Genomic DNA, 25,369 nt, shown 5'->3' on the forward strand with positions numbered 1-25,369 from the left:
TCGATCCCTATGATCGACCCCACACAACCGTCACCGAGGCGGCCCACCCACCCAGCGGACCCGACCAGGGCCCTGCCGGGGGAGACGATAGACTGGCAGGCGAAGAGAAACGACGTCCCCTCAGCTGCGGGCAAGTACGGACAAAAGGACATTGATGACAGACCAACTCGACCCCTTGGACGAGTCGGCCGTGAAGCAGGCCGTCGACGCGGCGCTCAAAGCATTCACGGATGCGACGACTCTCGACGAGCTCAAACAGGCGAAGATCGACCACACCGGCGACAAAGCCCCGCTGGCGCTCGCCAACCGATCCATCGGCTCACTCGACAAGGCCGATAAGGCCGCCGCCGGCAAGATCGTCGGCAAGTCCAGGGGAGCGGTCAAGCAGGCCCACGACGCACGCCTGGCCGAACTCGAAGCCGAACGCGATGCGGCCGTGCTCATCGAAGAGGCCATCGACGTCACCCTGCCCACCGATCGGCGTCGCCTCGGCGCTCGCCACCCGCTGAGCCTCATCCAGGAACAGGCCGCGGACTACTTCGTCGGCCTCGGCTGGGAAGTCGCCGAAGGACCCGAGATCGAATCCGAATGGCTGAACTTCGACGCGCTCAACTTCGGACCCGACCATCCGGCCCGCCAGATGCAGGACACGTTCTTCGTCGACCCACCTGAGGCCGGCCTCGTCCTGCGCACCCATACCTCACCTGTGCAGTCGCGGTCCCTGCTCGAACGCGGCGTGCCGCTCTACGTCGTGTGCCCGGGCAAGACCTTCCGCACCGATGAGCTCGACGCCACCCACACCCCGGTCTTCCACCAGATCGAAGGCATCGCCATCGACAAGGGCCTGACCATGGCTAACCTGCAGGGCACCCTCGACGGCTTCGCCCGCGAGATGTTCGGCCCGGAGTCGAAGACCCGCCTGCGCCCGAGCTTCTTCCCGTTCACCGAACCGAGCGCGGAGATGGACTTCTGGTTCCCCAACAAGGTCGGCGGCCCCGGTTGGATTGAATGGGGCGGCTGCGGAATGGTCCACCCCAACGTGCTGCGCGCCGCCGGCATCGACCCCGACGTCTACCAGGGCTTCGCCTTCGGCATGGGCATCGAACGCACCCTGATGCTGCGCGAGGGAATCAACGATATGCACGACATGGTCGAAGGCGATGTGCGCTTCTCGGCCCGTTTCGGAATGAAGGCTTGATATGCGCGTCCCACTGAACTGGCTGGCGGACTACGTCGATCTCCCAGCCGAGACCGATCCCCATGCCCTCGCCGCCGAATTCGCAGCTATTGGTCTCGAGGAAGAGGACTTCTTCGGACCCGAGATCACCGGCCCCCTCGTCGTCGGTCGCGTGCTCGAACTGGTGAAGGAAGAGCACTCGAACGGTAAGACCGTCAACTGGTGCCGCGTCGACGTCGGACCCGAACACAACGAGGATCTCGACGATCCGAAGGACCCGCAACCCGGCGAGGAGCGCCCGAGCCGCGGCATCATCTGCGGTGCGCACAACTTCGTGCCCGGCGACCTCATCGTCGCCTGCCTGCCCGGAGCCGTCCTGCCCGGTGACTTCAAGATCGCTGCTCGCAAGACCTACGGTCACAAGTCCGATGGCATGATCTGCTCGGCCAAGGAGCTCGGGCTCGGCGAGGATCACTCCGGCATCATCGTTTTGTCGGATCTTGGGCTGACCGGTGAGCCCGGCGATGACGCGATCGCGCTGCTCGGCCTCGACCAGGTCACCCTCGACGTCAACGTCACCCCCGACCGCGGGTACCAGCTGTCGATGCGCGGCATCGGACGCGAATATGCGCAGATGAAGGGCCAGACCTTCACGGACATCGGATCCGCCGAGGTGGCTCCCACCAATGCGGCCACCGACGATGGCTTCCCGGTGTCGATTGAGGACAACAACCCCATCAACGAGGTGGTCGGCTGTGACCAGTTCACTGCCCTGCAGGTCACCGGTCTTGATCCTCAGGCGAAGACCCCGTTCTGGATGCAGCGTCGCCTGCAGCAGGCGGGAATGCGCCCGATCAGCCTGACCGTGGACGTGACGAACTACGTCATGCTCGAACTCGGACAGCCGCTGCACGCCTACGACACCTCGCTGCTCGGCGACGAGATCGTCGTCCGTCGTGCGAGTGCGGGAGAGAAGTTCACGACTCTCGACGATGTCGAGCGCACGCTCGATGCCGAGGATCTGCTCATCACCGACCGCGGTGCTGGTGCTTCTGGCAAGGGCGGGAAGATCATCGGCCTGGCCGGAGTCATGGGCGGCGCCGACGTCGAGGTCAACGACCAGACGACCGACGTCGTCATCGAGGCCGCTCACTTCGACCCGATCTCGATCGCTCGCACCTCGCGTCGCCACAAGCTGTCCTCGGAGGCCTCGCGTCGTTTCGAGCGCGGAGTCGACCCGAAGCTTGCTCCCGTGGCGGCTCGTCGCTGCGCGGACCTGCTCGTCGAACTCGGCGGCGGAACGCTCAGCCCGGCGACCACGCAGGTCGGTCAGGCTCCCGAGCCGACCGTGCTCGACCTCAAGGTCGCCCGCGTCGCTTCGCTGGTCGGCATCGATTACTCGATCGCCGAGGTGACCTCACTTCTTGAGGGCATCGGCGCAACAGTGTCGACTAAGGATGAGGAGACCGTGTCGGTGACCGTGCCCAGCTGGCGCACGGACATCACCGACGACGTCGACCTCATCGAGGAAGTCGCCCGCACCGGCGGCTATGACCGGATTCCGTCCGTTCAGCCCGCCGCTCGGGCCGGCAACGGACTGACCACCGCGCAGAAAGCGCGGCGTCGGATCTCGAATCTGCTGGCTGCCGACGGGTTCACCGAGGTGCTGTCCTACCCGTTCACGAACGACAAACGGGACGATCAGCTGCGGCTCGAGGCCGATGATGTGCGCCGCAAGCACGTGCGCCTGGCCAACCCGATGTCCGAAGACCTGCCGCTCATGCGCACCACCCTGCTCTCGACTCTCGTCGACCTCGTCGTTCGCAACCAGGGCCGCGGGGCGAAGGACGTCGCACTCTTCGAGGCGGGACTGGTGTCCACCTCGGCGGGTCTGCCTGAGGGTCCCGGACCGCGTCACCTGCCGGGATACCACCCGAGCGAAGACGAGCTCGAGGCGATCTACGCATCGGTGCCGGCCCAGCCCTACCACTATGCGGGCATCATCTCCGGAAACGCCGAGATGCCCGGCGTCTGGGGCAAGGGCCGCAAGGCCGAGGCTACCGACGTCATCGACACCGTCCGCCGGATCGCTGCGGTCAATGGGCTCGAGGTCACCGTCGAGGCCGACCAGATCGCCCCGTGGCATCCGGGAAGGGCTGCGAAGTTCGTCCTCGCCGATGGGCAGACTCTTGGCCATGCCGGTGAGCTGCACCCGAAGGTGTGCGAGAACCTTGGCCTGCCGGCACGGACCGTCGGATTCGAGATCGATCTTGACGCATTACTGGCTCAAGAGGATCTGCGTGCCTGGGACGGAGCGCTGTCGACCTACCCGGTGTCGCGTCAGGATGTCGCCCTCATCGTCGATGCCGAGCTGCCGACGCAGACTCTGGCCGCGACGCTGCGCGAAGGTGCGGGGGAGGAGCTCGAACTGCTAGAGACCTTCGACCTCTACACCGGCGACCAGCTGCCCGCAGGCAAGAAGTCGCTGGCGTTCCGCCTGACGTTCCGCGCCCCGGATCGTACGCTCAAGGCCGATGAGGCCTCGGCGATGCGTGAAGCGGCGACGAAGCTGGCCGCCGAGCGTCACGGCGCGGAAGTCCGCAGCTGAGAACAGTGCGTCACAGCGCCCGGTCGACCGATACAGTGGTTCGACCGGGTTCTGTTGTATCTGCTCAGCGCATCGCGGCAGAGCGCACTCAGACAGCAAGCAATACCACCGACCATTTGCACCCCATCGCTCGCGAGGAGATCTGACATGTCCGAGAAGCTGCCTTACGGAACGAACCTGCCTACTGGCGATACTGAATCAGAAGCGACTGCGGTCCCATCAGAGACGATCGCCCTAATCACCGGCGGTGCCCGCGGAATCGGACGCCACCTGTCGGAGGCGTTCGCAAAGGCCGGCTACGACGTGATCGTCACGGCGACGTCGGCAGAGAAGGCGGAAGCTGCGGCTGAAGAGATCGCTGAGGCGACCGGGGGAACGGTGACCGGTGTCGGTCTGCGCACCGATGACGTCACCGCGGTGAAACAGCTGCGTGACTCTGTCACTGAGCTCGAGAAATCGACGGGGAAGCGCCTGCAGGTGCTCATCAACAATGCCGGGCGCATCGAGTCGACCGAAGGGCCACTGTGGGACGCCGATCCGGAGAGCCTCAAGGGCGTCGTCGACGCGAACGTGCTCGGCGTCGCGCTCATGATCAACGTCTTTGCACCCGTATTGATGGCGGGCGCCCAGGCGACCGGCCGTCCCAGCCGCATCATCGACCTCAACTCGGGGTCGGGAGCGCAGGGGACTCCCGCGTACGCCGTGTACTCGGCGTCGAAGGCAGCACTATTCCGCATCGCTGATTCCGTCGTTCATTTCGGGCATGACAAGGGACTGCGTATCTTCGAGATGGCGCCGGGCGTCGTCGAGACAGCCATGACGAAGTCGATGCCCGTCCACGATTTCCGTCAGGGTGATGATTGGACCTCACCCGAGCAGGTCACCGATCTGGCTGTGGCTTTGGCCTCGGGGACATTGGATGCGTTCACCGGACGGTATGTTCGCGCCGGTGCGGATACGGAGGAGTCGCTGCTCGCCGAGGCAGCTGGACTGTCGAATGAGACTCGGAGGCTCCTCCTCGGTTAAGACGCCTACATTGTCGGGCGACTTCGAGATTCAATTAGATACTGAGCAGTTCAGACGTAATTGAGAAGGAGATATCTCCCGAAGCGATTGCGCTAAGCCGAACTGTACGGGACCGCGTGTTTGATTCTTCTCGTTCAACAGCAGTCTTTAATTACTCGGGCGCCGCGTTCTCTAAGGAATACATGGTGCTGGCGAATCGTACACAGCTGCTGCCGACGATTGAACGCATAGTCGCAAGTGTGCGAGGGCGGGCGAGAACCCACCCACGCACGATCGAAATTAGATTTAGCAAGCTCGAACGACGGCCATAGAACCTCGACGACGTGAGGCAGTAGAAGCCTGCATCCCGAGCAAACTGAATTTCCATATCTGTAGCAACTTGGTCTGGTTCTCCGCCGTATCAATCGGCCTACGCGGCTATAACGATCCTGAGAATCGTGGAACCGCAACTCTCCCGGCTGGAATAGAAACAGCTCTCTCAGTAAACGAAAGCCCGTGAAGTGGACATTGCGAACCCCAGACGTCATTGAAACCAAAGCCCATTCTAGCTTTGCTCTGAGAAGGTTCTACGGCTCAGGCCAATTCTGGCAGGTAGACAGCGCGGATCTACGACGTTGTCGCTAGCGCAGTAACTTGACACGGAGCCATCTTTGAGATGTGATACTTTGCAAGTTAGTCACAAGGTGCTATGGGGCAACACGTTAGATTTCGGGTGTCGACTATTTAGGATAATACTAAGGGTGGGGTAGTATATGAAGAACTCTAAAAGGTCGACTCAGATAGAAATAGAGTCATCGGCCAAGCGTCGAGTCGTCACAAGTCTGGTATTATCTATATTCCTGTCCGGTTCAGTAGTCTTCTTCATTCCTTTTGCTTTTTCGGGACCGTCGGGCGGGAACTATAAACATCTACTGTCTGAAATTCATTGCGTAATAGAGAAAGCATTCTATTATGACCAGTCGTTGTTTGTGACATTAACGTTCGGAATAATTGCGGCAGCAATTGCTCTGTATGCAGTCGCTGGCTCGAATCGGATCGGATCTCGCGGTGCAGATGCGGTGGAGTTCGAGGTGCTCGGTGTGCATGTTAGCTGGATCAACTTCGTGCTATCGGTCATTTTCGGCATGCTGCTGTGCGCTGAGCTGTCCACTATAGTTTATGCGGGATTTAGGCTCGGTCCAGCATACGTCTTTACATCGAATCTCATGGGATTCTTCATATGTGGATTCCTCGCGGGTTTCCATGTTAGAGGAGACTACTTGAAGGGTAAAAGTATCCGCGAATCATACGAGATATTGGAATGGTTGCGGGCCAAGGAACGAGTCCCGCAACTTGGAGCCCGTTTCAAACCTGACGTGTTCATGGTGTTCTTTCACGGGTTGCTGTCTCTTGGATTCACGTTGATTGGAGCGCTCTCCCTGCTGATGAACGGCATGGAGCTTGATGGTCTATTTGCGGTGATGCTATTTGATCTCATTTACGGGTTTGTGTTGGCCTATATTCTTTACCAGCTCTATTTGTATAAATGGGACAACAGAGCCTCGGGCAAAGTCAGTCTCAATCTGATGCGCTTCGCTAGTTCCTTGACAGTGATATTGATTATTTTCTCCCAAATAACTCTAAGTACCCATTTCTTTGAAATTGAATATCTCGGGGATTTGTTGGCTGTGGTTTTTGTTTGGACTTCTGTGGTCTTGCTGCCATTGGTATTCCCGAAAATATCATCGAGGTATGAGCAGGTCATTCTTAATCGCCAGGCTGTCCAGGTTAAATCGCGTATAGAATCGACTCGTAGGTTCATCGAGCGTACTTCGGACAGTCTCAGGATCGCTGCAGACCCGGTTTAGGTCTGCTTTGCGGAAAGTTATTGCAGGGCTCCTTGGTCACAATGCAATCCGTAATCGTCGCCAAGTAGGCTTAGGACGAGTCGGCGGCTCGTAGGCGAGCGGCTTTTGGTGGAACCAGCTAGCTGGTCTCAGCGAACCAATGAATGACGGCCTTGGTGCTTCATGCGACGAGATTGTAGAGAAGGTGCTACCGAATGCACCTTCCCTACAAATTGTTCGCTGAGATCTCGTTGCCGTTCCCCGCGGTGCGATATTTTTAGTTCGCGGTGACCGATCTGTCCTCTTGTTTGGAAGCGACCGCACTTCAGTATCACCGGAGACGCAGTAACTGCTTCTTCGCGGAGATCGTCGACAAGAGAGATCGGGCGCTCGAGTAGGTCTTGTACCGGCTACTGGATTGTCCCTTTTGGTTTCTGTTGGTCAGGGATTGGCCCTACTGGCACTGTGCTGATTTCATGTACTGGGCGCCTTTGTGCTGGTGTTTGGGCTTTGTCATAGGCTTAATGCATGACCAAGAACCCTTCTGAAACTCCGGCAACCCCGAATCCGGACGATGACTCCGAGCAGGAGTCGGAAGAAGGGAACGTGCCTGCGGAATATCAAGACTTTGCCCCGGTGAAAGACCCGGTACCTGACGGCACGTGGAAGATGGTCAAGACGACGCTCAGAAACCTGGACCAGTCTGACGAGCTCACTGGCGCTGAGGTGCAAGTTGCAACACTCGTCTACCTGAAGGACGAAGCTAGCAGGAACAGCCGAATGGGTGGTGTGCTTACAGGGGTTGGCGGCATCGGTGCGGCGGGTGGAGGCGCCTGGACACTCTTCACTACACAGTTTCAGTTGATGACGTATGTCGCTGCCTTGGGTCTGGCGGCCATTGCGGTCGGCCAGTTCGTGAAGCTCTACGGCGCACACCGAGAAGGTGTCGGGCCCATGGCTGCAGCCATTATCGAGGCCCGGCAAGGCAGTGAGGACAAGTCGTCCTGAAGAAGAGGTGGACCGAAGACTGAGTCATCCCGGCGCTGCGGCACCGGTCCAGTCCGCAGTGGGGAGTCCGTTTTCACCCGCAGTCGATTGCCAATAACGAGGTGCGGTCGCTTACGAGGAGCTTTGCTGAACTGACTGTGGCGTGGAACTGGCGGGCTGAGCATGCGAGCGGCGGATTCGCCCATAAAGGTTGGGGTGGCGAGGAAATTCCCCGCGATGCCTATGCCGATGTCCGCGCGGGGACATGCACAGTGCTCGATCTGTACTAGGTGTATGAGGCCATGACGTTGCTGACTCGCGTCGGTGTCGCAGAGGCGGGCGGTTGCCCGTCGTGAGCGCCGTGGGGACGGTGATAGTTGTAGTGCCGGTTCCACACTTCGAGCGCGGCAGCGCGTTCGGCTTCTGAGCGCCAGATGCGCGCGTAAAGAAACTCTTCGGCGAGGATCCGGTTGTAGCGCTCGACTTTGCCGTTGTGTCGAGGCGTGTATGGCGTGATGCGCTGGTGTCGACTGTTCCCGACTGCGTCGTGGAAAGCTGCGGATCGGTAGCAGGAACCGTTGTCGGTCACGACCCGCTCGATCCCGGCGATGCCGTGCTTGGCGAACCAAGCTCTTGCACGTCCGAGGAACTCGACGGCAGTGGCGGCTGTCTCGTCCGGCAACGCTTCGGTGTACGCGAGTCGGGTGTGCCCGTCGATGGCCGAATGCAGGTAGACGTAGCCAGTCTTCGTACCCCGGGTCTTCTGACGTGCGACAGCTTTGGCTTTCTCGCTGCCTTTGCCGTGCACACGCCACCCGCCGCCATCAGGGATACGACCGACCTTCTTCACGTCCAGGTGCACCATGTGGCCGGGACGTTTGGTGGTGATGCGTTGCGGTTCCCGATTCAACTCGCCGTTGGGGTCAATATACTTGCGCTGGTTCAGGCCCAGCTGCGCGAGGAGCCGGGTGATGGTGCGACGACTGACCGGTGTTCCTGCTTGCTCGAGCTCGAATGCGATACGGGACGCTGGCCATTTCTGTTCTCGTCGCATTGACTCGATCTGCTCCACGAGGCGGCCAGGCGTTGCAGATGGTTGACGGATCGGCGACGACGAGCGGTCCTGTAGACCGAGCTTCCCGAATCGTTTGTATCTGTTGACCCATTTCGAGGCGGTCGCGCGGGAGATCCCCATCTCTGCGGCAACATGAGAAATAGGTCGAATCCGACAGCGCGCGACGAGTCGACGACGACCTTCGACTGTCAGTGGCGAATTTGCGTGCGTCACTTGACCACCTCGCTCTCGACGGGTGCAATCAGCCGAATGAGCGGAACTGCGAGCAGCAGTGCCGTGGTGGTCGCGAGCGCGGCTACCCAAACGGGTCCGAGCGCGCCCGGCATGACGCTGAGTGCGGCGGAGGCGAGCACGGGACCGGCGGCCGCGCCAACGTTGAGTGCCGCTGTCGCGTATGACCCTGCCATGGTGGGTGCACTCGCCGCGGCATAGAGCACTCGTGTGATCAGCGTGCTCCCGACGGCGAACCCCACCACACCCTGAGTGAATACGAGCCCGAGCAGGGCAACGGGGTTCGTTGCAAAGAGGGCCAGCGCGACCCACCCGAGCACCAGAACGCTGCCACCACCGACGATGACGATCCTGGGTCGGGCATCCGAGAGTCGTCCCGCAACGGTGACGCCGATGAAGGAGCCGACGCCGAAGAGCACAAGGGCCAGCGGTACCCACCACTGGCTCAGGCCGGCGGTGTCCGTAACGATCGGCGCGAGATAGGTGAGCGTGGCGAAGGTGCCGGCATTCACCAGGGCAGCGAGCAACATCGTTAGAACGAGGCGCGGGGAGGACAGCTGCGCCAGTTCCACACGCAGCGAGGTCGAGGACGACTCCTCCCTTGACGAGTCGTGAACTTGAGTGTTGAAGCCCGCGGCAATGCCGATCGCAGCGGGGACGCAGAGAAGAGCGATCGCCCAGAACGTCGACTGCCAGCCGAGTGCCGTTCCAAGCAGTGCACCGGCGGGGACGCCGGCGACGGTGGCGACGGTGGTACCCGCCAGCAGAACCGCCACGGCCCGCCCTTTGGCATCGGGTGCTACGAGTCTCGTCGCCGCACCCAAAGCGACCGCCAGGAAGCCTGCATTCACGATCGCCGCGATCACGCGCGTGATGAACAGAACCGTGAAATCCGGCGTAAGTGCCCCGACGACGTGGGATAGCGCGAATACGATCACGCAACCCAGGAGTGTCGCCTTCACGGGGAGGTGACGAGTGAGCGCGGCCATCGCCGGTGCACCGATCACCATCCCTGCGGCGAACGCCGATGTCAGGAGACCAGCGGTCCCCACGGAAACGCTGAAGTATGTGGAGATGTCGGGCACGAGGCCGGCGAGCATGAATTCGGAAGTACCCATGGCGAAGACCACCAGGGCAAGAAGATAGAGAGCGAAAGGCATCGAGATAGCTCCGAAGCGAGAGTACGAACAAGAGAACGTCTCGTCACCACGGTCAGCGCCCAGAGGGCACCCGGATGCCGTGCTGCGCGCAGCACTGGGCAACAGAGAGCTAAGGGCTCAGCGGAGGTGAGGGGCTGACGGCGTGACCGAAAGCCCCTGAGTGTCCGATTCAGGGCTCGACATACCGCTCACCTTACCTGGCTGCGCCGCCACCCCCAAGAAGTGTCAACAACCTCCTGGCCAGCAACAACTAGGCGAACAGCGGTCCTATTGACGCTCTGCATTGATACATCCTCGACATCGAGGTACTCCCTCAGGCGTACTCCGACAATCAACTGTTCACCGATCTCTTCGGTAACGAGCGCATTGCAGTGTGGGCTCGACGGAAACCTCCCCGGAAGTGCGACCGCGTGGTTCTCGATCACGGGCGCACCGATGGGACCGCTGAGCAAGGTGGTGATCGCCTCGGCGCTGGACGAAACTGTTGAAGTCCGCTTGGGCAGTGGCGAATCAGCGAAGTCGATTCCGTCGTCGGAATTCTTCGACTTGCTCGATTCCGGACTTGCAGGCACGACCGTCGCGGTGTCGGGCAATGGGATTGCAGCGCCTGTTGCCGAAACCTCACTCCTCCCCGAGAGCACGCATAGCGAGGATCTACCGGTCGTGTTCCGACTCAGGTGGGTCGGCTACCTCGGCTACGAACTCAAGACCGAGGCCTGCTCGCCGAATCTGCACGAATCAGACCGGCCTGACACCGTTAGGTTTGAGTTGGGACCGCTCCGGCAATTAGACCTAGCCCACTCGGCAACCGAATCATAATAGTCGACACGGACTCGGCGACGAGACGGGAAGATCCCTCGAAGTGGAGGCTTAAGTTCCGACCATCGCAGCGGTGACTCTTGGCCAGCTGAACTAATGTCGCTCGCGTCGGCGACTGTAGTTGAGAATCGGAACCATCAGAACGAGCGCGCCGATGTTGGGTAGCAGTGCCCACAGCGGGTACGGACCGCTGTTCGAGCCCGCGAGGAATGCCACGCTAACGATCAGCCCGAGGCCGACAAGAATCCACGCAGTCAATTTCAAGGCTGCGATCACCGACGTCCTCCTGAGTCATTGGGTGTGATCGTGAGCGGCGCTACCAGCCACTCTTGTCTGTCGAATACGATTGTTCCTGCCTCACAGCAACAACGCACGGACGTTTGGGTTCGTTGGGGTGCCTGATCGCTGTGAATGAGGAGGTGGACATGATCCGTACATTGCTCATCGACAATGCCGATTCGTTCACTCTCAACCTCTTCCATCTGCTCGCCGAGGTGAACGAGTGCGGTCCGACGCTTGTGCCCAATGACTGGGCTGAGTTCGAGATGAGCGTGCTCGACGAATTCGACAATGTTGTCATCTCGCCTGGGCCAGGAACACCAGAAAGATCGGCAGACTTCGCCATTTGCGCCGAGGTGATCGAACATTCCCCGATCCCGGTGCTCGGCGTGTGTCTCGGTCATCAGGGGATCGCTCATGTGCACGGGGGAGCCGTGGTGCACTCTCCGGAGCCTAGACACGGTCGGGTCTCGGCGATCCGGCATACCGAGACCGAGTTGTTCGCCGGTATCCCCTCGCCGTTCTCGGCGGTGCGATATCACTCGCTCGCGGTGACCGACTTGCCCGATTGTTTGGAGGCAACAGCGTGGTCCGAAGACGGAGTCATCCAAGCGCTCCGGCATCGGTCCAGGCCACAATGGGGAGTCCAGTTCCATCCGGAATCGATCGCCTCCGATGAGGCTCGGACCCTGCTGCGGAAGTTCGCCGAGCTTACTGCGGCATGGAACCGGGGGACTGAGCATCAGGATGACGGTTCGGTCAATGAGGCGTGGGATGGCGAGGAGATTGTCTCGAAATCTGACCTCCCTGCAGGGACGTGCGCAGCGCTCAATCGGTCCGAAGCGACTCCCCACCCTACTGACGATCGGCACCACTACATTCTCGACACCGATGTTCTCCCTCAGACATTCACCGACGAGCGGCTGTTCATCGAACTCTTCGGTGACGAACTTGAGGCCGTTTGGCTCGACGGAAACCTACCTGGCGATGACTCGTCACGGTTCTCAATCATGGGTGCGCCGTCCGGTCCGCTGAGCAAAATAGCGACCGCCTCGGTACCGGAAGGGGTAGTCGAAGTGCGTTCGGCCGGTGACGAGTCAGAGAATGTGACTGAGTCGTCCGGATTCTTTGACTGGCTCGAAGCCGAACTCGCAAGCGCGACCGTTGCGGTGACCGGCGAAAGAACAGAAGCGCAAGGCATCAAATCCACTTTTCCCGGCTTGAGCGCCTTAAGCCAAGACCTGCCGTTTGAGTTCCGGCTCGGGTGGGTCGGTTATCTCGGCTACGAGCTCAAGGCCGAGGTCGGCTCGCCGAACCAGCGCGAATCTGACCTGCCTGACGCCGGCATGATGTTCCTCGATCGCGCACTGGTCATCGACCACGTCACCAAGAGCATTCACCTTCTGGCACTGCGTCATGACGACGACCCAACTGGCCACGCAACAAACCAGGACTGGTTTGACCACGCACGCGCACGGATCGCATCGGTCCCCGCCGAGGAAGTCAGTGGTACTGACCAACGGCGGGCCACCTCGTCGAAGGCAGACACCTCAACCCCAGCGGAACGTCGCAATCCAATCCTCGTGGCACGGCACAGTCGGCGCGAGTACCTCGACCTCATCGATCAAGTGCAAGAGAAGATCACCGATGGCGAGACCTACGAAGTCTGCCTGACGAACATGCTCGAATGCGCCGTCGATCCGCATGCGTCACCACTGGAGATGTATCTGCGGCTGCGTGAGGACAATCCGACGCCGTTTGGGGCGTTCATCCGCACGCGAGAGGCGGTGATTCTCAGCACCTCACCTGAGCGGTTTCTGCGTATTGGCGCAGACGGCCGGGTGGAGTCGAAGCCGATCAAGGGTACCCGGCCCAGGGGAGCGAACCAGGCAGAGGACGAGGCGATCAAGGCTGAGCTGGCCGCCTCGGTGAAGGATCGGTCGGAAAATCTCATGATCGTCGATCTCGTCCGGCACGACCTCGGGCGCACGGCCGAGCTGGGATCGGTGCAGGTGGACACGTTGTTCGGGATCGAGTCGTATGCGACGGTGCATCAGATGGTCTCGACGGTCAGTTCACGCTTGGCCGAGGATGCTAGCCCGGTGGCGTGTGTGCGGGCGGCGTTCCCACCAGGGTCGATGACCGGGGCGCCGAAGCTGCGGACGATGACGACCATCGAAGAGCTCGAAGCCGGCCCGCGTGGGGTGTACAGCGGAGCAGTCGGGTATTTCTCGCTCGGCGGTGCCGTCGATCTCAGCGTCGTCATCCGCACGCTCGTCGTTCAGGGTGAGACTCTGAGTTACGGGGTCGGCGGAGCGATCGTTGCGCTCTCGGATTCCCAAGAGGAGTACGAGGAGACAGTGGCGAAGGCGGCTCCGGTGCTGAGGTTGCTCGGTGGAGTGGGGTTCCCCGGCGAGGTTGTCGTTCATGCGAACGACCCGTCCGATCTGAGGACACATATCCATTCGACTGAGCAGATAGGCGATGTTGACGTCCACACCATGATCCCCGCCGAGGAGGCCGGACCGACCGATACCGCTGTGGCCGAATACTCGGGTGGAGTTGAGCGATGAACGTGTGGCTGTGGAATCAACAGGATCACCGTTTCGAGGAGCCTACGACGGACATCAGCTCATCGAAGCTGATGGCCGCCGATTCGTGGCTTGTTGAAGACGGGCGGGTACGAGCGTTCGACCTCCATCGGACACGGTTCGGTGATGCTGCTGCGCAGGTGGGGATGGGTGATGCGATCACCGACGATTTTTGGGCGGCAGTGGTCGAGAAGATCCCGGCGAAGAGGGAGTGGTTCCCGCGCGTAGATGTCCTCGACGTTTCTCCTGACGCCGAACGTGAGTTGGCATTCCGGTTGCGACCAGCACCGACTCGGACGCAGGAGTTGAAGGTTCTCATCCCGCCATATTCCGACCCACGAATCACTCCGAATCGGAAAGGCCCGGACATCGCATTGCTTGAGCGTGTGCGGGAGGACGCCGGTGAGCAGTACAGCTGTGACGAGGTATTGCTTATCAATGGGGACGGGTACGTCATCGAGGGAGCGACGACGAGCCTGCTGTGGTGGGATGAAGAGACGCTCTGTGCACAGGACCCGGAGTTGGGCGCACTGCCGGGAGTCACCTCGGCGGTGATCCTTGAGGAGGCTCGCGCTCGGTCGGTTCCGATCGAGTTGCGGCGAGTGCGCCCCGAGGAGCTTATCGAGCACGAAGCATGGCTCGTCAACGCGCTCCACGGGATTCGGCGAGTGAGCGAACTCGTTGACGGGCGTGACCTTCACGACAGCGTGCAGCGCGGCGATGAGCCGAATCAGATTTGGGCTGGGCATAGAGGCGGGCCCCATGCGGATGCGGTCCGGCTCGGCCGTTGGCGTGAATGGTTGGAAACGATTAGGGTCGCTCCGGGCATGTGAAGGCTCCGGGCGATGTAGTTGGTCAGGTTTCGGAACCCGAGTGCGGAGCCGCGCAGGTGTTCGTGCCGTTTGTTGAGCGCCTCGGTCGGCCCGTTGCTGGTGCCGGGTCGTTCGAAGTAGGCGAGCACGTCAGCGGCTCGCTTCTTCAGGGTCCGGCCCAGGGTGGTGAGCTCGGTGAGCACCTTGCGGACGCCGGCGCTGAGGTCGGTGATCAGCTTCTCCATGAGTAGGAACCTCCGTTGTCGGGAGACCTCGACGTCTATCTGCGGACCGACGTGCCCGGCCGACCTACACCGTCATCTGAGAAGACCCCTGAAACGTCTTCGACGACGGGACCGGCGAGGAGGAGGGCGCGGTGAGCTAAAGGAATGGAGCTTGCTCGGCTTCGACGCCGCCGCAAGCTCCGGTGAAACGATCGGTACTGGTCGGTCCTCGTCGGTCACCACCGGATGGCAGCGTCCCCCATCCTCGGCGTTTGCGCAGGTCAGCGGCTCGTTCGCCCAGTGGACGCATCAAGCGATAGACGCAAAGCCGACGTGATTAGGTCGTCGGTTCGATTCCGACAGGCGGCTCCGGCGAAAAGCCCCTGACCTGCGGAAACGCAGGGCAGGGGCTTTTCTGTTCTGGTGGTCGAGCGATGCGCTGGCCTCACGGCTCTGCCCGACACCGACGTCGCTCTCCTCTGCGACGGACCCCTCGCCGGCTGAGCGCTCGCGGCCGCCATCCTGTCCGTGTGCCGATAGGCCTCACACCGCTCGGCAACGCAGCATGGCGTTGCGTCGCGACCTGGCGACGGGCTCGGCGGGGCGCGATCGTCTCGTGCGTTGGCGGACTACGGGAGCTTGGACGCGAGGACGTCGGCAGCCAGGATCTCGGGTGCTGCGCTGAGGAGGTGCTGGTTGGCCATCAGGGCTGCGACGATGGCGCCGTTGGCGTGGGCGTCGCGAGCGGCCTCGTCGGGGAATGCATCGAAGATCCAGAAGGTGTCGGCGTCGGTCCTGACCGCGAACCAGACAATCGTTCCTACTTCTTCGTTGGCGAGTGCGACAGCGCCGGCGAGCAGATCGGCGACCGCGTCGTGCTGTCCATCGGCCGCGACGATCTTGGCGACGAAGGCATACGGAAGTGATGCGGGTGTTGACATGAGGGACTCTCCTTGAAGTCGTGGTTCTTCGTGTGACGAGTTCAGCTTATGACGAGCGAGGGCCGGTGGGTAGTGGCGTATACGGCAGTATTGCTATTGTTTACGTCATGCGTATTGGACTGATCGCGATTGACGGCTGCTTCGGTTCGGCTATCGCGTCGATCATCGACATCGTGCGGGTGGCCGACGGAGCCCGCGGCGATGTCGACCCGCGGATCGACCCGATCGAACTCGCCATCCTCGGACCGAAACGGCGAGTGGCCACGACGGCATCGATGACCGTGTCGGTGGACCACCCACTGTCGGAGTCCGCAGAGTTCGACGTGGTCGTCGTCCCTGCGCTTGGAACCCTTACGGCCGCCGCTACCAACGACGCCCTCCAGAGCCGAGATGCTCGTTCGGTCATCGCCTCGCTCGGGCGCCTCGACGAGGCGACCACCCGGATCGCCGCGGCGTGCACCGGCGTGTTCGCTGTCGCCGAGACCGGACGGATGCATCATCGGCGGGCGACGACCAGCTGGTTCCTGGGGCCGGAGTTCCTCAAGCGCTATCCGACCGTCGCCCTCGATCTCGACACCATGGTCGTGGCCGACGGGAACCTCGTCACCGCCGGCGCCGCGTTCGCCCACATCGACCTCGCGCTCTCACTCGTGCGATCGATCAGCCCCGACCTGGCCCAACACGTCGCCAAGCTCCTCATCATCGACGAGCGCCCGTCGCAGGCGGCCTTCGTCGCCTACGAACATCTCCGGCACGAGGACCCGATCGTCGTCGAGTTCGAACGCTTCGTGCGCGCCCGCCTGGACGAACCGTTCAACGTCGCCTTCGTCGCGCAGTCGCTCGGCACCAGCCGGCGCACCCTCGAACGACGAGTCCGTGCGGCGCTCAACCTCACTCCGCTCGGCTTCGTCCAACGGCTTCGCATCGAACGAGCTCGGCACCTCTCAGCAACCACGGACCTCACCTCCGCCGAGATCGCGCTACGGGTCGGCTACGCGAACGCCGAGACTCTGCGCTCCCTCCTGCGTAGGGAGCGACGCCGTTCCTGACCTATCGCCATGCCTGTAGCCGGTGTGCCAGTGCTCGACTGGAACCACCTCTCAGCACGTCGCGTCGACGCTCCTGCGTCACCCCTGGACGGCCCACTCGACACGCCCGCAGCACAGGCCATGTGACGTGTCCCGGCTTCCCGAACGGTTGGGGTTGGGTGGCTGTGATGTCGCTGCGTTCTCGTCGAGAGGATCACAGACCCGATCAGAGTCGATTGGGATAAGACGCGAAGGCGGTCAGGTCAGGGCGGCCGAAGCCGGCCAGCGGGGTAGCGTCGGACACTCCATTTGAAGGCGCACCGTTGTTGACCGATGCGTTTTGGCTCGTGGCGATCACCGTTCCGATCGTCGCAGTCTCCGATGTTCAATGCCGAATGGTTACAGGCTCGTCCGCCATTATCCACTCGACGATTGCGGAAACATGAGCATCGACCGAGTCGAGGGCCGGTAGGGGAGCGGTCTCCGCTGGGACTAGCAGGCCGATCTCCGTGCACGACAGGGCCACAGCGTCAGCGCCACGAGTCTTGAGGTCGTTCATGATCTCGACGTAGCGGGCTCGGGAGGCATCGGTGAACTTCCCTTGGGTGAGTTCATCCCAGATGATCTGATCGACCTCGAGGCACGTTGCCTCATCCGGTACCAAAGTCGTGATGCCCTGTGCTTCGAGCCGGCCGGTGTAGAAGTCTTCGAGCATCGTCCATCGGGTACCCAGAACCGCCAGCGTCGAAAAGCCCTGGCGCTTCGCCATAGTCGCGATCGAATCGACCATGTGAATGAGAGGCGCATCGACTGAGGCCTCGATCGCTGGGGCGCACTTATGCATGAGATTGGTGGCAATCGCGACAGCTTCGGCGCCGCCATCGACTAAACGCTGCGCCGTCGCCGTCAGGGATGCATCATTACCCGCCCAATCGTTGGCCTCCTGCAGCTCCCGGATGTCCGCGAAGTCGCACGAGTCGAGGAGGATCTGCGCGGAATGATGACCGCCGAGCTTTTTGGCCACGGCATCGTTGATCTTCGTGTAGTACTCGATGCTCGAATGCCAGCTCATTCCACCCAGCAGACCGATCCTGCGCATACTCCCACTCCTCAAATCAGCACCTAAGTCACGACGATTACTTCCAGTGTGGTGCGCATCATCCACCTCCGGTAGACCCAGTTCCCTCTGCTCTGACATAAGCTGGCCTTATGTCTACTGTCTTCGAACAGGCTCTCGACCTCGGCGAGCCCAAACGCCTCCTGATCTTCGGCGCCATCGCCGAGGCAGGCAGCATCGGTGCCGCAGCCCGCGAACTCGGCTGGTCCCAACCAGCGCTGTCCCAGCACATGACTGCGCTGGAGAAGGACCTCGGGGTCACCCTCTTCGACCGCACCCCGCGAGGCATCCGCCTCACCACCGCCGGCCAACTCGCTCGCATCCGCTCAGGCGAGGTGGCCGCCTCGGTGACGGGATTGCGCAGTGACCTTGCGAAAGCCTTCGGCCTCGGCGGACGCAATGTCCGGCTCGCCGGATTCCCCAGCTTCGTCATCGGCCCATTGGCCGCAGCACTCGGCAGGCTGGAAGCAAACGCGGGCACACAGGCTGACTCACCGCTTCACCACTCCTACGAAGTCTCCGAGGCCGAACCGCCCGAAGCACTGCGGATGCTCGACGACGGTGCCATCGATATCGCCTTCCTCTTCCATCACGAAGACGAAGCCCCGCCTGAGCTGGCCGGACATATGACTGTCGACCTCAGCGCCGACCACCTCGACCTGCTCGTACCCGAACGCTGGAACCGAGCCGGACAGATCCAACACCTCAACGATGTTGCCGAACTGCCGTGGATCATGGGATGCGTGCGATGCCGATCCACCGCCGAACGCCTCTGCCGCACCGCCGGCTTCGAACCCCGAACCCGGCACATCACCGACAACCCCGGCGCCATCCAATCCTTGGTCTCCAATGGGCTCGGTGTTGCGCTGCTGCCGCGCAGCGCCCGCCGCTACTCCCAAATCCCCGGTATCGACCCCATCGCCCTCGCCGAGGCCGGCGCGCGTCGAGTCACCGCGATGATCCCCGACGGGCTGGCAGACGCCTCCGAAGTCGTCGACCTGATCGATGCGTTGCGAGCTTCCGACGTCACCGGCGGTGGGGCAGGCGCGGATGGCATCGTCCCAGCCGTAAACAGTGCAGGCGCCACCGGCACCTTGACCGACGGCTACAGTGACTCCCGATGAGCACGTTCACCAAAGTCCTCGACAAATGGCTGACGGTCACCACGGCTACGGCGATCATCGTGATGATGCTCCACATCGTCACCCACGCCTTGGCCAGGTCGATCTTCCACGCCCCGCTCTACGGCACCAACGAGATCGTCGAATACTGGTACCTGCCCATTGTGGCCCTCCTAGGCATCCCCGCTGCTCAACTGCAGAAGGAACACATCACCGTCACCATGGCCATCGAGAGGGCGAAACCTGCCACTGCCGCAGTGTTCACGGTCTTCGCCTGCCTCCTCGGCGCGCTCGTCTCGATCGCTTTCGCATGGTTCGGGCTGACGAAGGCGCTGGAGAACACGGCGATCGGTTCGACCGCTGACGTCTCCGCCGTCATCACCTGGCCCGTGTATTACCTCGTCCCGATTGTGTTCGTGCTCCTCGCGGTGCTCTACATTCTCGACGCAGTCGCAATACTCCGCTGGCGCACCGAAACGGGGGAGGAGCAGTGAACGCAAACACCGACCTCGCTGCATCCCTACCGCCAGAAGACTCAAACACAGCGAACTTCACCGGCACCTCCACCCAGAAACCCACCACCGCACTCTTCCCAAATGGTTCCCGCCGCGAACGTCCCGGCACACTTGCCCTCACCATCGGGTTCGGGCTCGTCGCCGTCTGCCTCATCGGTCTCTTCACCAGCCCGTCGGCTGCCATCGGGGGAGCGTGGTGCATCGGGATGATGCTCGTCCTCCTCTTCCTCTCCGTCCCGGTGGCCATCGCACTGTCCGTGCCGTCGATCATCGGCGTCTACGCCGTGGCCGGGATACCGGCGACGATGAACATTGTGGCCACCGCCCCGTTCAGCGCCGTCTCGGACTGGTCGATGAGCGTGCTGCCCATGTTCATCTTCATGGGCATGCTGCTCACGCAATCCGGGCTCTCCGGCAAGGTCTACCGCGTCGCCGACCACTGGTTCTCCTGGCTGCCCGGCGGCATCGGTATCGGCACCACCTTCGCCGGGGCTGGACTGTCGGCCGTCACCGGATCGACCATCGGCATGACCTACGCCCTGGGCCGAGCCGGCATCCCCGAAATGCTCAAAGCCGGCTACGACCGCCGCATGGCCGTCGGCACAATCATGGTCTCCGGCATGACCGGCAATCTCATCCCACCTTCGATCCTCATGGTCGTCTACGCCGGCATCGCCTCCGACCCCGTCGGCCCCGCGCTCATGGCAGGAGCCGTCCCCGGAATCCTGCTCGCCGTGTGCTTCGCCGCTTTCATCTTCGCCATCGGCGTCGCCGCACCGAAACTCGTCGGCCGCGGCCAGAACGCCCAGAACACAACAGACACAGCAGATACACCAAGCTCCACCCGCCCCACGACCACCTGGCGCGACCGCTTCACCTCGCTGACCGGCGTCTGGGGCTTCGCGGTCGTTCTCGTCGTTCTCTTCGGCGGCATGTTCTCCGGCATCTTCACCCCCACCGAGGCCGGAGCTGCCGCCGCGCTCTGCTCACTGCTCCTCTGCCTGTGGGAAAAACGGGGCGAACAACCGTGGCGCAAGGTTGCGGAATCGGCCATGGATACGGTGGCGGCCACCTCGGTGATCTTCTTCATCATGATCGGCGCGACCATGCTCACCAGCCTGCTCGCCATCACCGGACTCGCCCCCATCCTCACCGGCCTCATCACGGACCTCGGGCTCTCGCGGATCGGATTCCTGCTCGTCCTCATCGTCCTCTACATCGTCATGGGCATGTTCTTCGACACCCTGTCGATGATGCTGCTGACCATCCCGATCCTCCTGCCCACCCTCGAAACGATGGGGGTGAGCCCGCTGTGGTTCGGAGTCTTCGTCGTCCTCCTCGGCGAGTTCGCCATGGTCACCCCGCCGGTCGGCATCATCCCCTACATCGTCCACTCGATCGCGAAGAACCCCGAGGTCAACCTCGGTGCCACGGTCACGCTGCGCGACATCTTCATCTCCCTGCTGTGGTTCCTGCCCGTCGTCGTGGTCTTCCTGGTCCTCCTCGTCGCCGTGCCCGGAATGACCGAATGGCTGCCCGACCTCATCAGCCGCACCAGCGGGGAAATGTCCGGATAATCCTCGCCGAGGCGGCCCTGCCAACCCGTGCTCTGTGTCGTTGCGGTGGCTGCCGCAGGATGTGAGCGGACTCATGATGAGGGTGACCTTACTCAGGCATAGAATTTAAGGTAATTCTCAGCCTTCGCTCAAAGGAGTCCCATGAAGCGCTTCCGCTCGGCAACACGCCCCGCCCAGGCCATAGCGGCGGTCGCATCGCTGGCACTGTTGGCCGGATGCGCCGGATCTGTCGGCGGCGACGGATCAGGTTCGGGCGACTCAGCGGGGGAGGGCTTCGCCTATGACTCCTCGCAGGACGAGATCGATGAGGCACTGGCCGATCTCGTCCCGGTGACGATCAAGTTCCAGCCCTCGGCGATGTCGGAGAAGTCGATCCTCGCACCCAACGGCCTCGACGTGAAGAAGGCCATCGAGGAGCGCTCGGGCGGCAAGATCACCGTCGACATCGTGTGGGGCCAGGCGATCGCCAGCTACGAAGACGTCGACGATGCCCTGGCCGATGGCCGCGTCGACCTCGCGTTCACTCTGCCGTCGTACACCCCGGCCGAGTACCCGGCCTTCGACGCGATCGGTACGGCCATGTCGACGCTGCCGTCCTCACCGGTGGCCAGTGATCTGGCGGCGAACGCGGCCGGTGTGCAGGCCGCGTGGGAGACGCCCGAGGTGCTCGCGGAGTTCGAGAAGAAGAACCTGGTCCCGCTCATTCCGATGCTCGCCGCGGGTGGGTATTCGACGATGTGCTCGAAGCCGATGACCTCGCTCGATGACTGGAAGGGCAAGCAGATTCGTGTCGGTTCGGCCGCTGCAGGCAAGCAGGTGACGGATCTGGGTGCGACTCCGGTGTCGCTGTCGTTCCCGGAGACCTATGAGGCGCTGCAGCGCGGAACCGTCGACTGCGACCTCGGTCAGCTGGCACCGAACGTGGAGGCCGGCACCTTCGAGGTGGCCCCGATCATCGGTGTTGCATCGGACGCTGGCATTGCGCGTTCGGCGGGTGCGATCACGGCAGGCAAGAAGTATTCGGAGCTGCCGGTGGCTTACCAGCAGGTCATCTTCGACTCGATGTCGACGACGTTCTCCACGATGATGGAGGTCGTCATCGGAGCGAAGGCGCAGGCCGTCGAGCAGGCGAAGGACAACGACGGTTCGGTTCAGCCCTTCGATGATGACGTGCAGAAGCAGATGGCGAAGTACGCGAAGAACCTGTCGGACAAGACTGCTGAAAAGGCCGAGGTGCCGGATGCACCGAAGAGGCTGGGTGACGCTGGTTCGGAGTGGGCGAAGTCCGTTTCCGACCTCGGCTATGACGACAAGGGCGACTTCGCTTCACTCGACGAGTGGTACCCAGAGGACGCTAACTACGACAAGCTCGGCGACGAGCTGTTTGAGAAAGTCATGGCCGAGCATCGGCCGGAGTGAGATGACGATAGCGTTGTTACTCGTTGTAGCAGTGTAATATCCAACATCAGCCGCAGGCACTAATCAACGTCGAGCTTCTCTCTGAGGTCGTCGAAGGTCTTCAACTTTGGAGTTTCGGTGGCGACCTGCAGCCATTCTTTTGCTTCGCTGAAATTTGTGGAACTGATGTTTCCCATAGGTTTGGTTACTGCTAGGAGAAGTGCCTCGAGGTCCCTAATCAGAACTGGCGCGTCGAGCTCAACTGACGTGTACGTCTGTACAACTCGGACTACTCCGTCGCTGTCCAAGACGGTATCGTCGTCAGGGCCGTCGAACGCGAACCATGAGAACCGATTCCACCCTGCCCAGTGTTCATCGTTTAGGTGATCGTGTAGTCGCCCGCCGATGCCTCTCTGAGAGGTTGCCAGCCCGACGTAGTACACGTTGATGTCGTTGTAGAGGACATATACGCCACGAGCTCGACGAAAGTCGGCCACTCGCAGGTTTCCTTTGTTGAGACCTCGGCGTCCCAGAAGCCTCCAAGAGTGTGCTTGCCAGTCGACAAGATCGCGCTGCCAAAACGTGCCGAAAGATCCGATGGTCAAGAGTCTGCCGCCCTTCAGTCGTGGAATCTGCGCTGATGCACTCTTGAGACTATCCACCGAAGTCGTTGATGGCGGACAGAAGCCCCGATGCACCGCAAACTCCCATTCTCAGCAACTCTTGACCCAGTGGGCATCTACTAGGCTGGTAAGGGTGCCGAACCAAAACGCACCGAACATGGTCAACCGTGCCGAACAAGGCACAGACCACAGACGACGGAAGGGCTGACGGGTGACGATCCTCTACACCATCGGACTGGGCGTCCTCAGCGCGCTCATCGTCGGATTCCTCGTCCGGCGGATGATGCTCACCGGCACCGGAGCCGCCCGCAACACCATCGTCTCCCTCATCATGGGCCTCTCCATCTGGCCCATCACCCTCCAGGCCTACAAACTCCTCGGCATCTCCGAATCCGACCAATACCCGAACCTGTCGATGAGCTTCCCTGCGATCATGGTCTTCCTGCTGCTCTTCGCCTGGTTCATCGTCATCCAGATGTTCGTCCTCCTCGCGATCGAACTCATCATGCCCTCGGGCACCCTGAGCTCACTCATCCGCAACGCACCGAAGATCCCCACCTGGTACCGCCGCGTCAACCGCCTGGCCCAGATCCAGTCGATCCTCATCAAATTCGGCCTCTCTCGCTACCTCCGTCCCCGAATTCCGACCCTGCGCGTCTCACTCCGAGAAATCGCCGCCACCACCCGCGACGCCCTCGCCGCATCCGGGGTCACGTTCATCAAACTCGGCCAGTTCATCGCCACCCGCGGTGACATGATCCCGCACGAATTCGTCGAGGAGTTCTCCACCCTCCAGGCCGGGGTGAAGCCCGTTCCCTTCGCCGAGGTGAAGGACCAACTCGAGACCGAATGGGGCCGTCCCGTCGCCGAGGTGTTCGCCGAATTCGACGAGAAACCCTTCGCCGGTGCCTCTGTCGCCCAGGTCCACCGCGCCGTGACCTGGGAAGGGCGCGTGGTCGCGGTGAAGGTGCAGCGACCGAAGATCCGCAAACAGGTCCGGGCAGACTGCGATATCGTCCTCACCCTGGCCGACCGTCTCGATCGCACCACCGATTGGGCGAACAAGGTCGGCATCGCGAAGCTCGCCCGCAGCTTCGTCGATTCCCTGCAGGGCGAACTCGACTACCGCGGGGAGCTCGCCCACATCGAGGCGCTTCGTCTCGCCGATGAGAACGGCCGGTCGACGACGCAGACCGACTCCGTCGTCCACATCCCTCACGTGTACAAGGAACTCTCCGGCGAGTTCGTTATCGTCATGGACCTCGTCGAAGGTGTCCCGCTGTCCCACGGCGTCGAGGTGGTCGACAGCCTTTCAGAAATCGCGCGCAGAGAAATCGCCCAGGACCTCTTCCTCATGGTCGTCCGCCAGGTGCTCGGAAAGGGCATCTTCCACGCCGACCTCCATCCCGGAAACATCGTCGTCTCGAGCGCGGGCCGTGCTGGCCTCGTCGACTTCGGTGCTGTCGGACGCATCGACAAACGCGACCGCAGGGCAATCGCGCTTCTGCTCATGGCCTTTGACTCGCAGAACTCACAAGCGGCGACCGCCGCGATCCTCGAGCTCCTCGGCACGCCGAGCGAGGTGAACCTGCGGGAGCTGCAGCGCGAGATCGGTCAGATCATGCTCAAGTATGGAGACGGTGCCCCGGGTTCGACCTCGGCGGCACTGTTCGGCGAACTCATCGACTTCGTTGTCGACTTCGGGTTCCCGATGCCGGCCTCCGTGGCAACGGCATTCCGTGCCATCAGTACACTCGAAGGGTCGATCACTCGCCTCGTGCCGGAACTCAATCTGCTGGCGCTGGTGACTCAGAACGGGAAGACGCTGCTCCGTGAGGTCGGGGGACTGGGAGTCGACCGACACGAGATGACGCTCTACGCGGCGGCGACCGCACCCCAGATCGCCGAGCTGCCTGGACAGATCTCCCGGATTGCTGGTCACCTGCAGGACGGGACGCTCGACGTCGGCACGAGCGGGCTGAACATCGCGACCATCAAGAATCTACTTGTATCCACCGTCGAACAATTCATCCAGGTGATCGTCTCCACCGCGCTCATCCTCGGCGGAGTCATTCTCATGGCCGCGGACTTCGGGCCTGCTTTGGCGCCAGAACTCAAACTCTTCACGTACTTCGGCGCCTGGATGTTACTTGCTGGTAGTGTGATCGCAGCGTTGGTTCTTGCACCAGCGCTCAGGCAGCGAATGACGTGGGAAGGGCTCGGGTAGGCCAAGT

Annotated in this window: 19 protein-coding genes and 1 pseudogene; 14 read left to right on the plus strand and 6 right to left on the minus strand. The window is 62.0% G+C overall.

Features of this window, described 5'->3' with window-relative positions:
* Positions 1–154: 154 nt before the first annotated feature.
* The 5 genes from pheS (at position 155) to HK353_RS13580 (ending at position 7,645) form a co-directional block, all read left to right on the plus strand.
* On the plus strand, positions 155–1,198 hold the full coding sequence (gene pheS / locus HK353_RS13560) for a phenylalanine--tRNA ligase subunit alpha (protein ID WP_173156940.1): 1,044 nt from the start codon (positions 155–157) through the stop codon (positions 1,196–1,198).
* Between the two features lies 1 nt (position 1,199).
* Positions 1,200–3,785, plus strand: a complete 2,586-nt coding sequence (gene pheT, locus HK353_RS13565) for a phenylalanine--tRNA ligase subunit beta (RefSeq protein ID WP_173156942.1) — start codon at positions 1,200–1,202, stop codon at positions 3,783–3,785.
* A 147-nt stretch (positions 3,786–3,932) separates the two neighbouring features.
* The gene (locus HK353_RS13570; RefSeq protein WP_173156944.1) at positions 3,933–4,811 is read left to right on the plus strand and encodes an SDR family NAD(P)-dependent oxidoreductase; all 879 of its coding nucleotides are present in this window, start codon (positions 3,933–3,935) and stop codon (positions 4,809–4,811) included.
* Between the two features lie 968 nt (positions 4,812–5,779).
* The gene (locus HK353_RS13575) at positions 5,780–6,658 is read left to right on the plus strand and encodes a hypothetical protein (RefSeq protein ID WP_173156945.1); all 879 of its coding nucleotides are present in this window, start codon (positions 5,780–5,782) and stop codon (positions 6,656–6,658) included.
* Positions 6,659–7,165: 507 nt separating this feature from the next.
* Positions 7,166–7,645: a hypothetical protein gene (locus HK353_RS13580; protein ID WP_173156946.1), complete on the plus strand. Its 480-nt coding sequence runs from the start codon at positions 7,166–7,168 to the stop codon at positions 7,643–7,645.
* Between the two features lie 265 nt (positions 7,646–7,910).
* Here HK353_RS13580 and HK353_RS13585 read toward each other — a convergent pair whose 3' ends face one another.
* Both HK353_RS13585 and HK353_RS13590 read right to left on the minus strand, forming a co-directional pair.
* Positions 7,911–8,912: an IS481 family transposase gene (locus HK353_RS13585; protein WP_173156947.1), complete on the minus strand. Its 1,002-nt coding sequence runs from the start codon at positions 8,910–8,912 to the stop codon at positions 7,911–7,913.
* Entirely contained in the window at positions 8,909–10,090 is a 1,182-nt protein-coding gene (locus tag HK353_RS13590) for a Cmx/CmrA family chloramphenicol efflux MFS transporter (RefSeq protein ID WP_173156948.1), read from the minus strand. Before HK353_RS13590 ends, HK353_RS13585 begins: the two co-directional genes overlap by 4 nt.
* 435 nt (positions 10,091–10,525) lie before the next feature.
* Between HK353_RS13590 and HK353_RS13595 the strand changes: the two genes are divergently transcribed.
* The 3 genes from HK353_RS13595 to HK353_RS13605 all read left to right on the plus strand — a co-directional run bounded on the left by HK353_RS13595 (position 10,526) and on the right by HK353_RS13605 (position 14,612).
* Positions 10,526–10,909 (plus strand): hypothetical protein, encoded by a 384-nt coding sequence (locus tag HK353_RS13595; protein WP_173156949.1) that lies wholly within the window; start codon positions 10,526–10,528, stop codon positions 10,907–10,909.
* A gap of 425 nt (positions 10,910–11,334) precedes the next feature.
* A complete protein-coding gene (pabB, locus tag HK353_RS13600) occupies positions 11,335–13,761 on the plus strand; it encodes an aminodeoxychorismate synthase component I (protein WP_173156950.1) in 2,427 nt (808 codons plus the stop codon).
* A complete protein-coding gene (locus tag HK353_RS13605; RefSeq protein WP_173156952.1) occupies positions 13,758–14,612 on the plus strand; it encodes an aminotransferase class IV in 855 nt (284 codons plus the stop codon). The genes pabB and HK353_RS13605 overlap by 4 nt, the downstream gene beginning before the upstream one ends.
* Here HK353_RS13605 and HK353_RS13610 read toward each other — a convergent pair.
* A pseudogene (locus HK353_RS13610) lies at positions 14,510–14,839 on the minus strand (transposase); the annotation flags it as partial. The gene HK353_RS13605 and the pseudogene HK353_RS13610 sit on opposite strands and share 103 nt — an antisense overlap.
* 605 nt (positions 14,840–15,444) lie before the next feature.
* Positions 15,445–15,756: a putative quinol monooxygenase gene (locus HK353_RS13615; RefSeq protein ID WP_062861908.1), complete on the minus strand. Its 312-nt coding sequence runs from the start codon at positions 15,754–15,756 to the stop codon at positions 15,445–15,447.
* A 107-nt stretch (positions 15,757–15,863) separates the two neighbouring features.
* On the opposite strand from HK353_RS13615, the gene HK353_RS13620 reads away from it, so the two are divergent.
* The gene (locus HK353_RS13620) at positions 15,864–16,805 is read left to right on the plus strand and encodes a GlxA family transcriptional regulator (protein ID WP_173156954.1); all 942 of its coding nucleotides are present in this window, start codon (positions 15,864–15,866) and stop codon (positions 16,803–16,805) included.
* Between the two features lie 364 nt (positions 16,806–17,169).
* Here HK353_RS13620 and HK353_RS13625 read toward each other — a convergent pair whose 3' ends face one another.
* A complete protein-coding gene (locus tag HK353_RS13625; protein WP_245396019.1) occupies positions 17,170–17,982 on the minus strand; it encodes an aspartate/glutamate racemase family protein in 813 nt (270 codons plus the stop codon).
* 11 nt (positions 17,983–17,993) lie between these two features.
* Here HK353_RS13625 and HK353_RS13630 point away from each other — a divergent pair, with 11 nt between their 5' ends.
* The 4 genes from HK353_RS13630 (at position 17,994) to dctP (ending at position 22,533) form a co-directional block, all read left to right on the plus strand.
* Complete coding sequence (locus tag HK353_RS13630; protein WP_245396020.1) at positions 17,994–19,025, plus strand: LysR family transcriptional regulator; 1,032 nt, start codon at positions 17,994–17,996, stop codon at positions 19,023–19,025.
* The gene (locus HK353_RS13635) at positions 19,022–19,516 is read left to right on the plus strand and encodes a TRAP transporter small permease (protein ID WP_173156956.1); all 495 of its coding nucleotides are present in this window, start codon (positions 19,022–19,024) and stop codon (positions 19,514–19,516) included. The genes HK353_RS13630 and HK353_RS13635 overlap by 4 nt, the downstream gene beginning before the upstream one ends.
* Positions 19,513–21,114: a TRAP transporter large permease subunit gene (locus HK353_RS13640; RefSeq protein WP_173156958.1), complete on the plus strand. Its 1,602-nt coding sequence runs from the start codon at positions 19,513–19,515 to the stop codon at positions 21,112–21,114. Before HK353_RS13635 ends, HK353_RS13640 begins: the two co-directional genes overlap by 4 nt.
* 141 nt (positions 21,115–21,255) lie before the next feature.
* Positions 21,256–22,533: a TRAP transporter substrate-binding protein DctP gene (dctP, locus tag HK353_RS13645; RefSeq protein ID WP_173156960.1), complete on the plus strand. Its 1,278-nt coding sequence runs from the start codon at positions 21,256–21,258 to the stop codon at positions 22,531–22,533.
* Between the two features lie 59 nt (positions 22,534–22,592).
* Here the strand turns inward: dctP and HK353_RS13650 are convergent, their stop codons facing one another.
* Positions 22,593–23,009 carry a GIY-YIG nuclease family protein gene (locus tag HK353_RS13650; protein ID WP_173156962.1) on the minus strand — a complete coding sequence of 139 codons (417 nt, stop codon included), beginning with the start codon at positions 23,007–23,009 and terminating at the stop codon, positions 22,593–22,595.
* Positions 23,010–23,346: 337 nt separating this feature from the next.
* Here HK353_RS13650 and HK353_RS13655 point away from each other — a divergent pair, with 337 nt between their 5' ends.
* Positions 23,347–25,362, plus strand: coding sequence for an AarF/UbiB family protein (locus tag HK353_RS13655; protein WP_173156964.1), 2,016 nt, complete (start codon positions 23,347–23,349; stop codon positions 25,360–25,362).
* Positions 25,363–25,369 lie beyond the last annotated feature (7 nt).

Origin of the sequence: Brevibacterium permense, from assembly GCF_013280495.1 — a bacterium.
Classification (GTDB): domain Bacteria; phylum Actinomycetota; class Actinomycetes; order Actinomycetales; family Brevibacteriaceae; genus Brevibacterium; species Brevibacterium permense.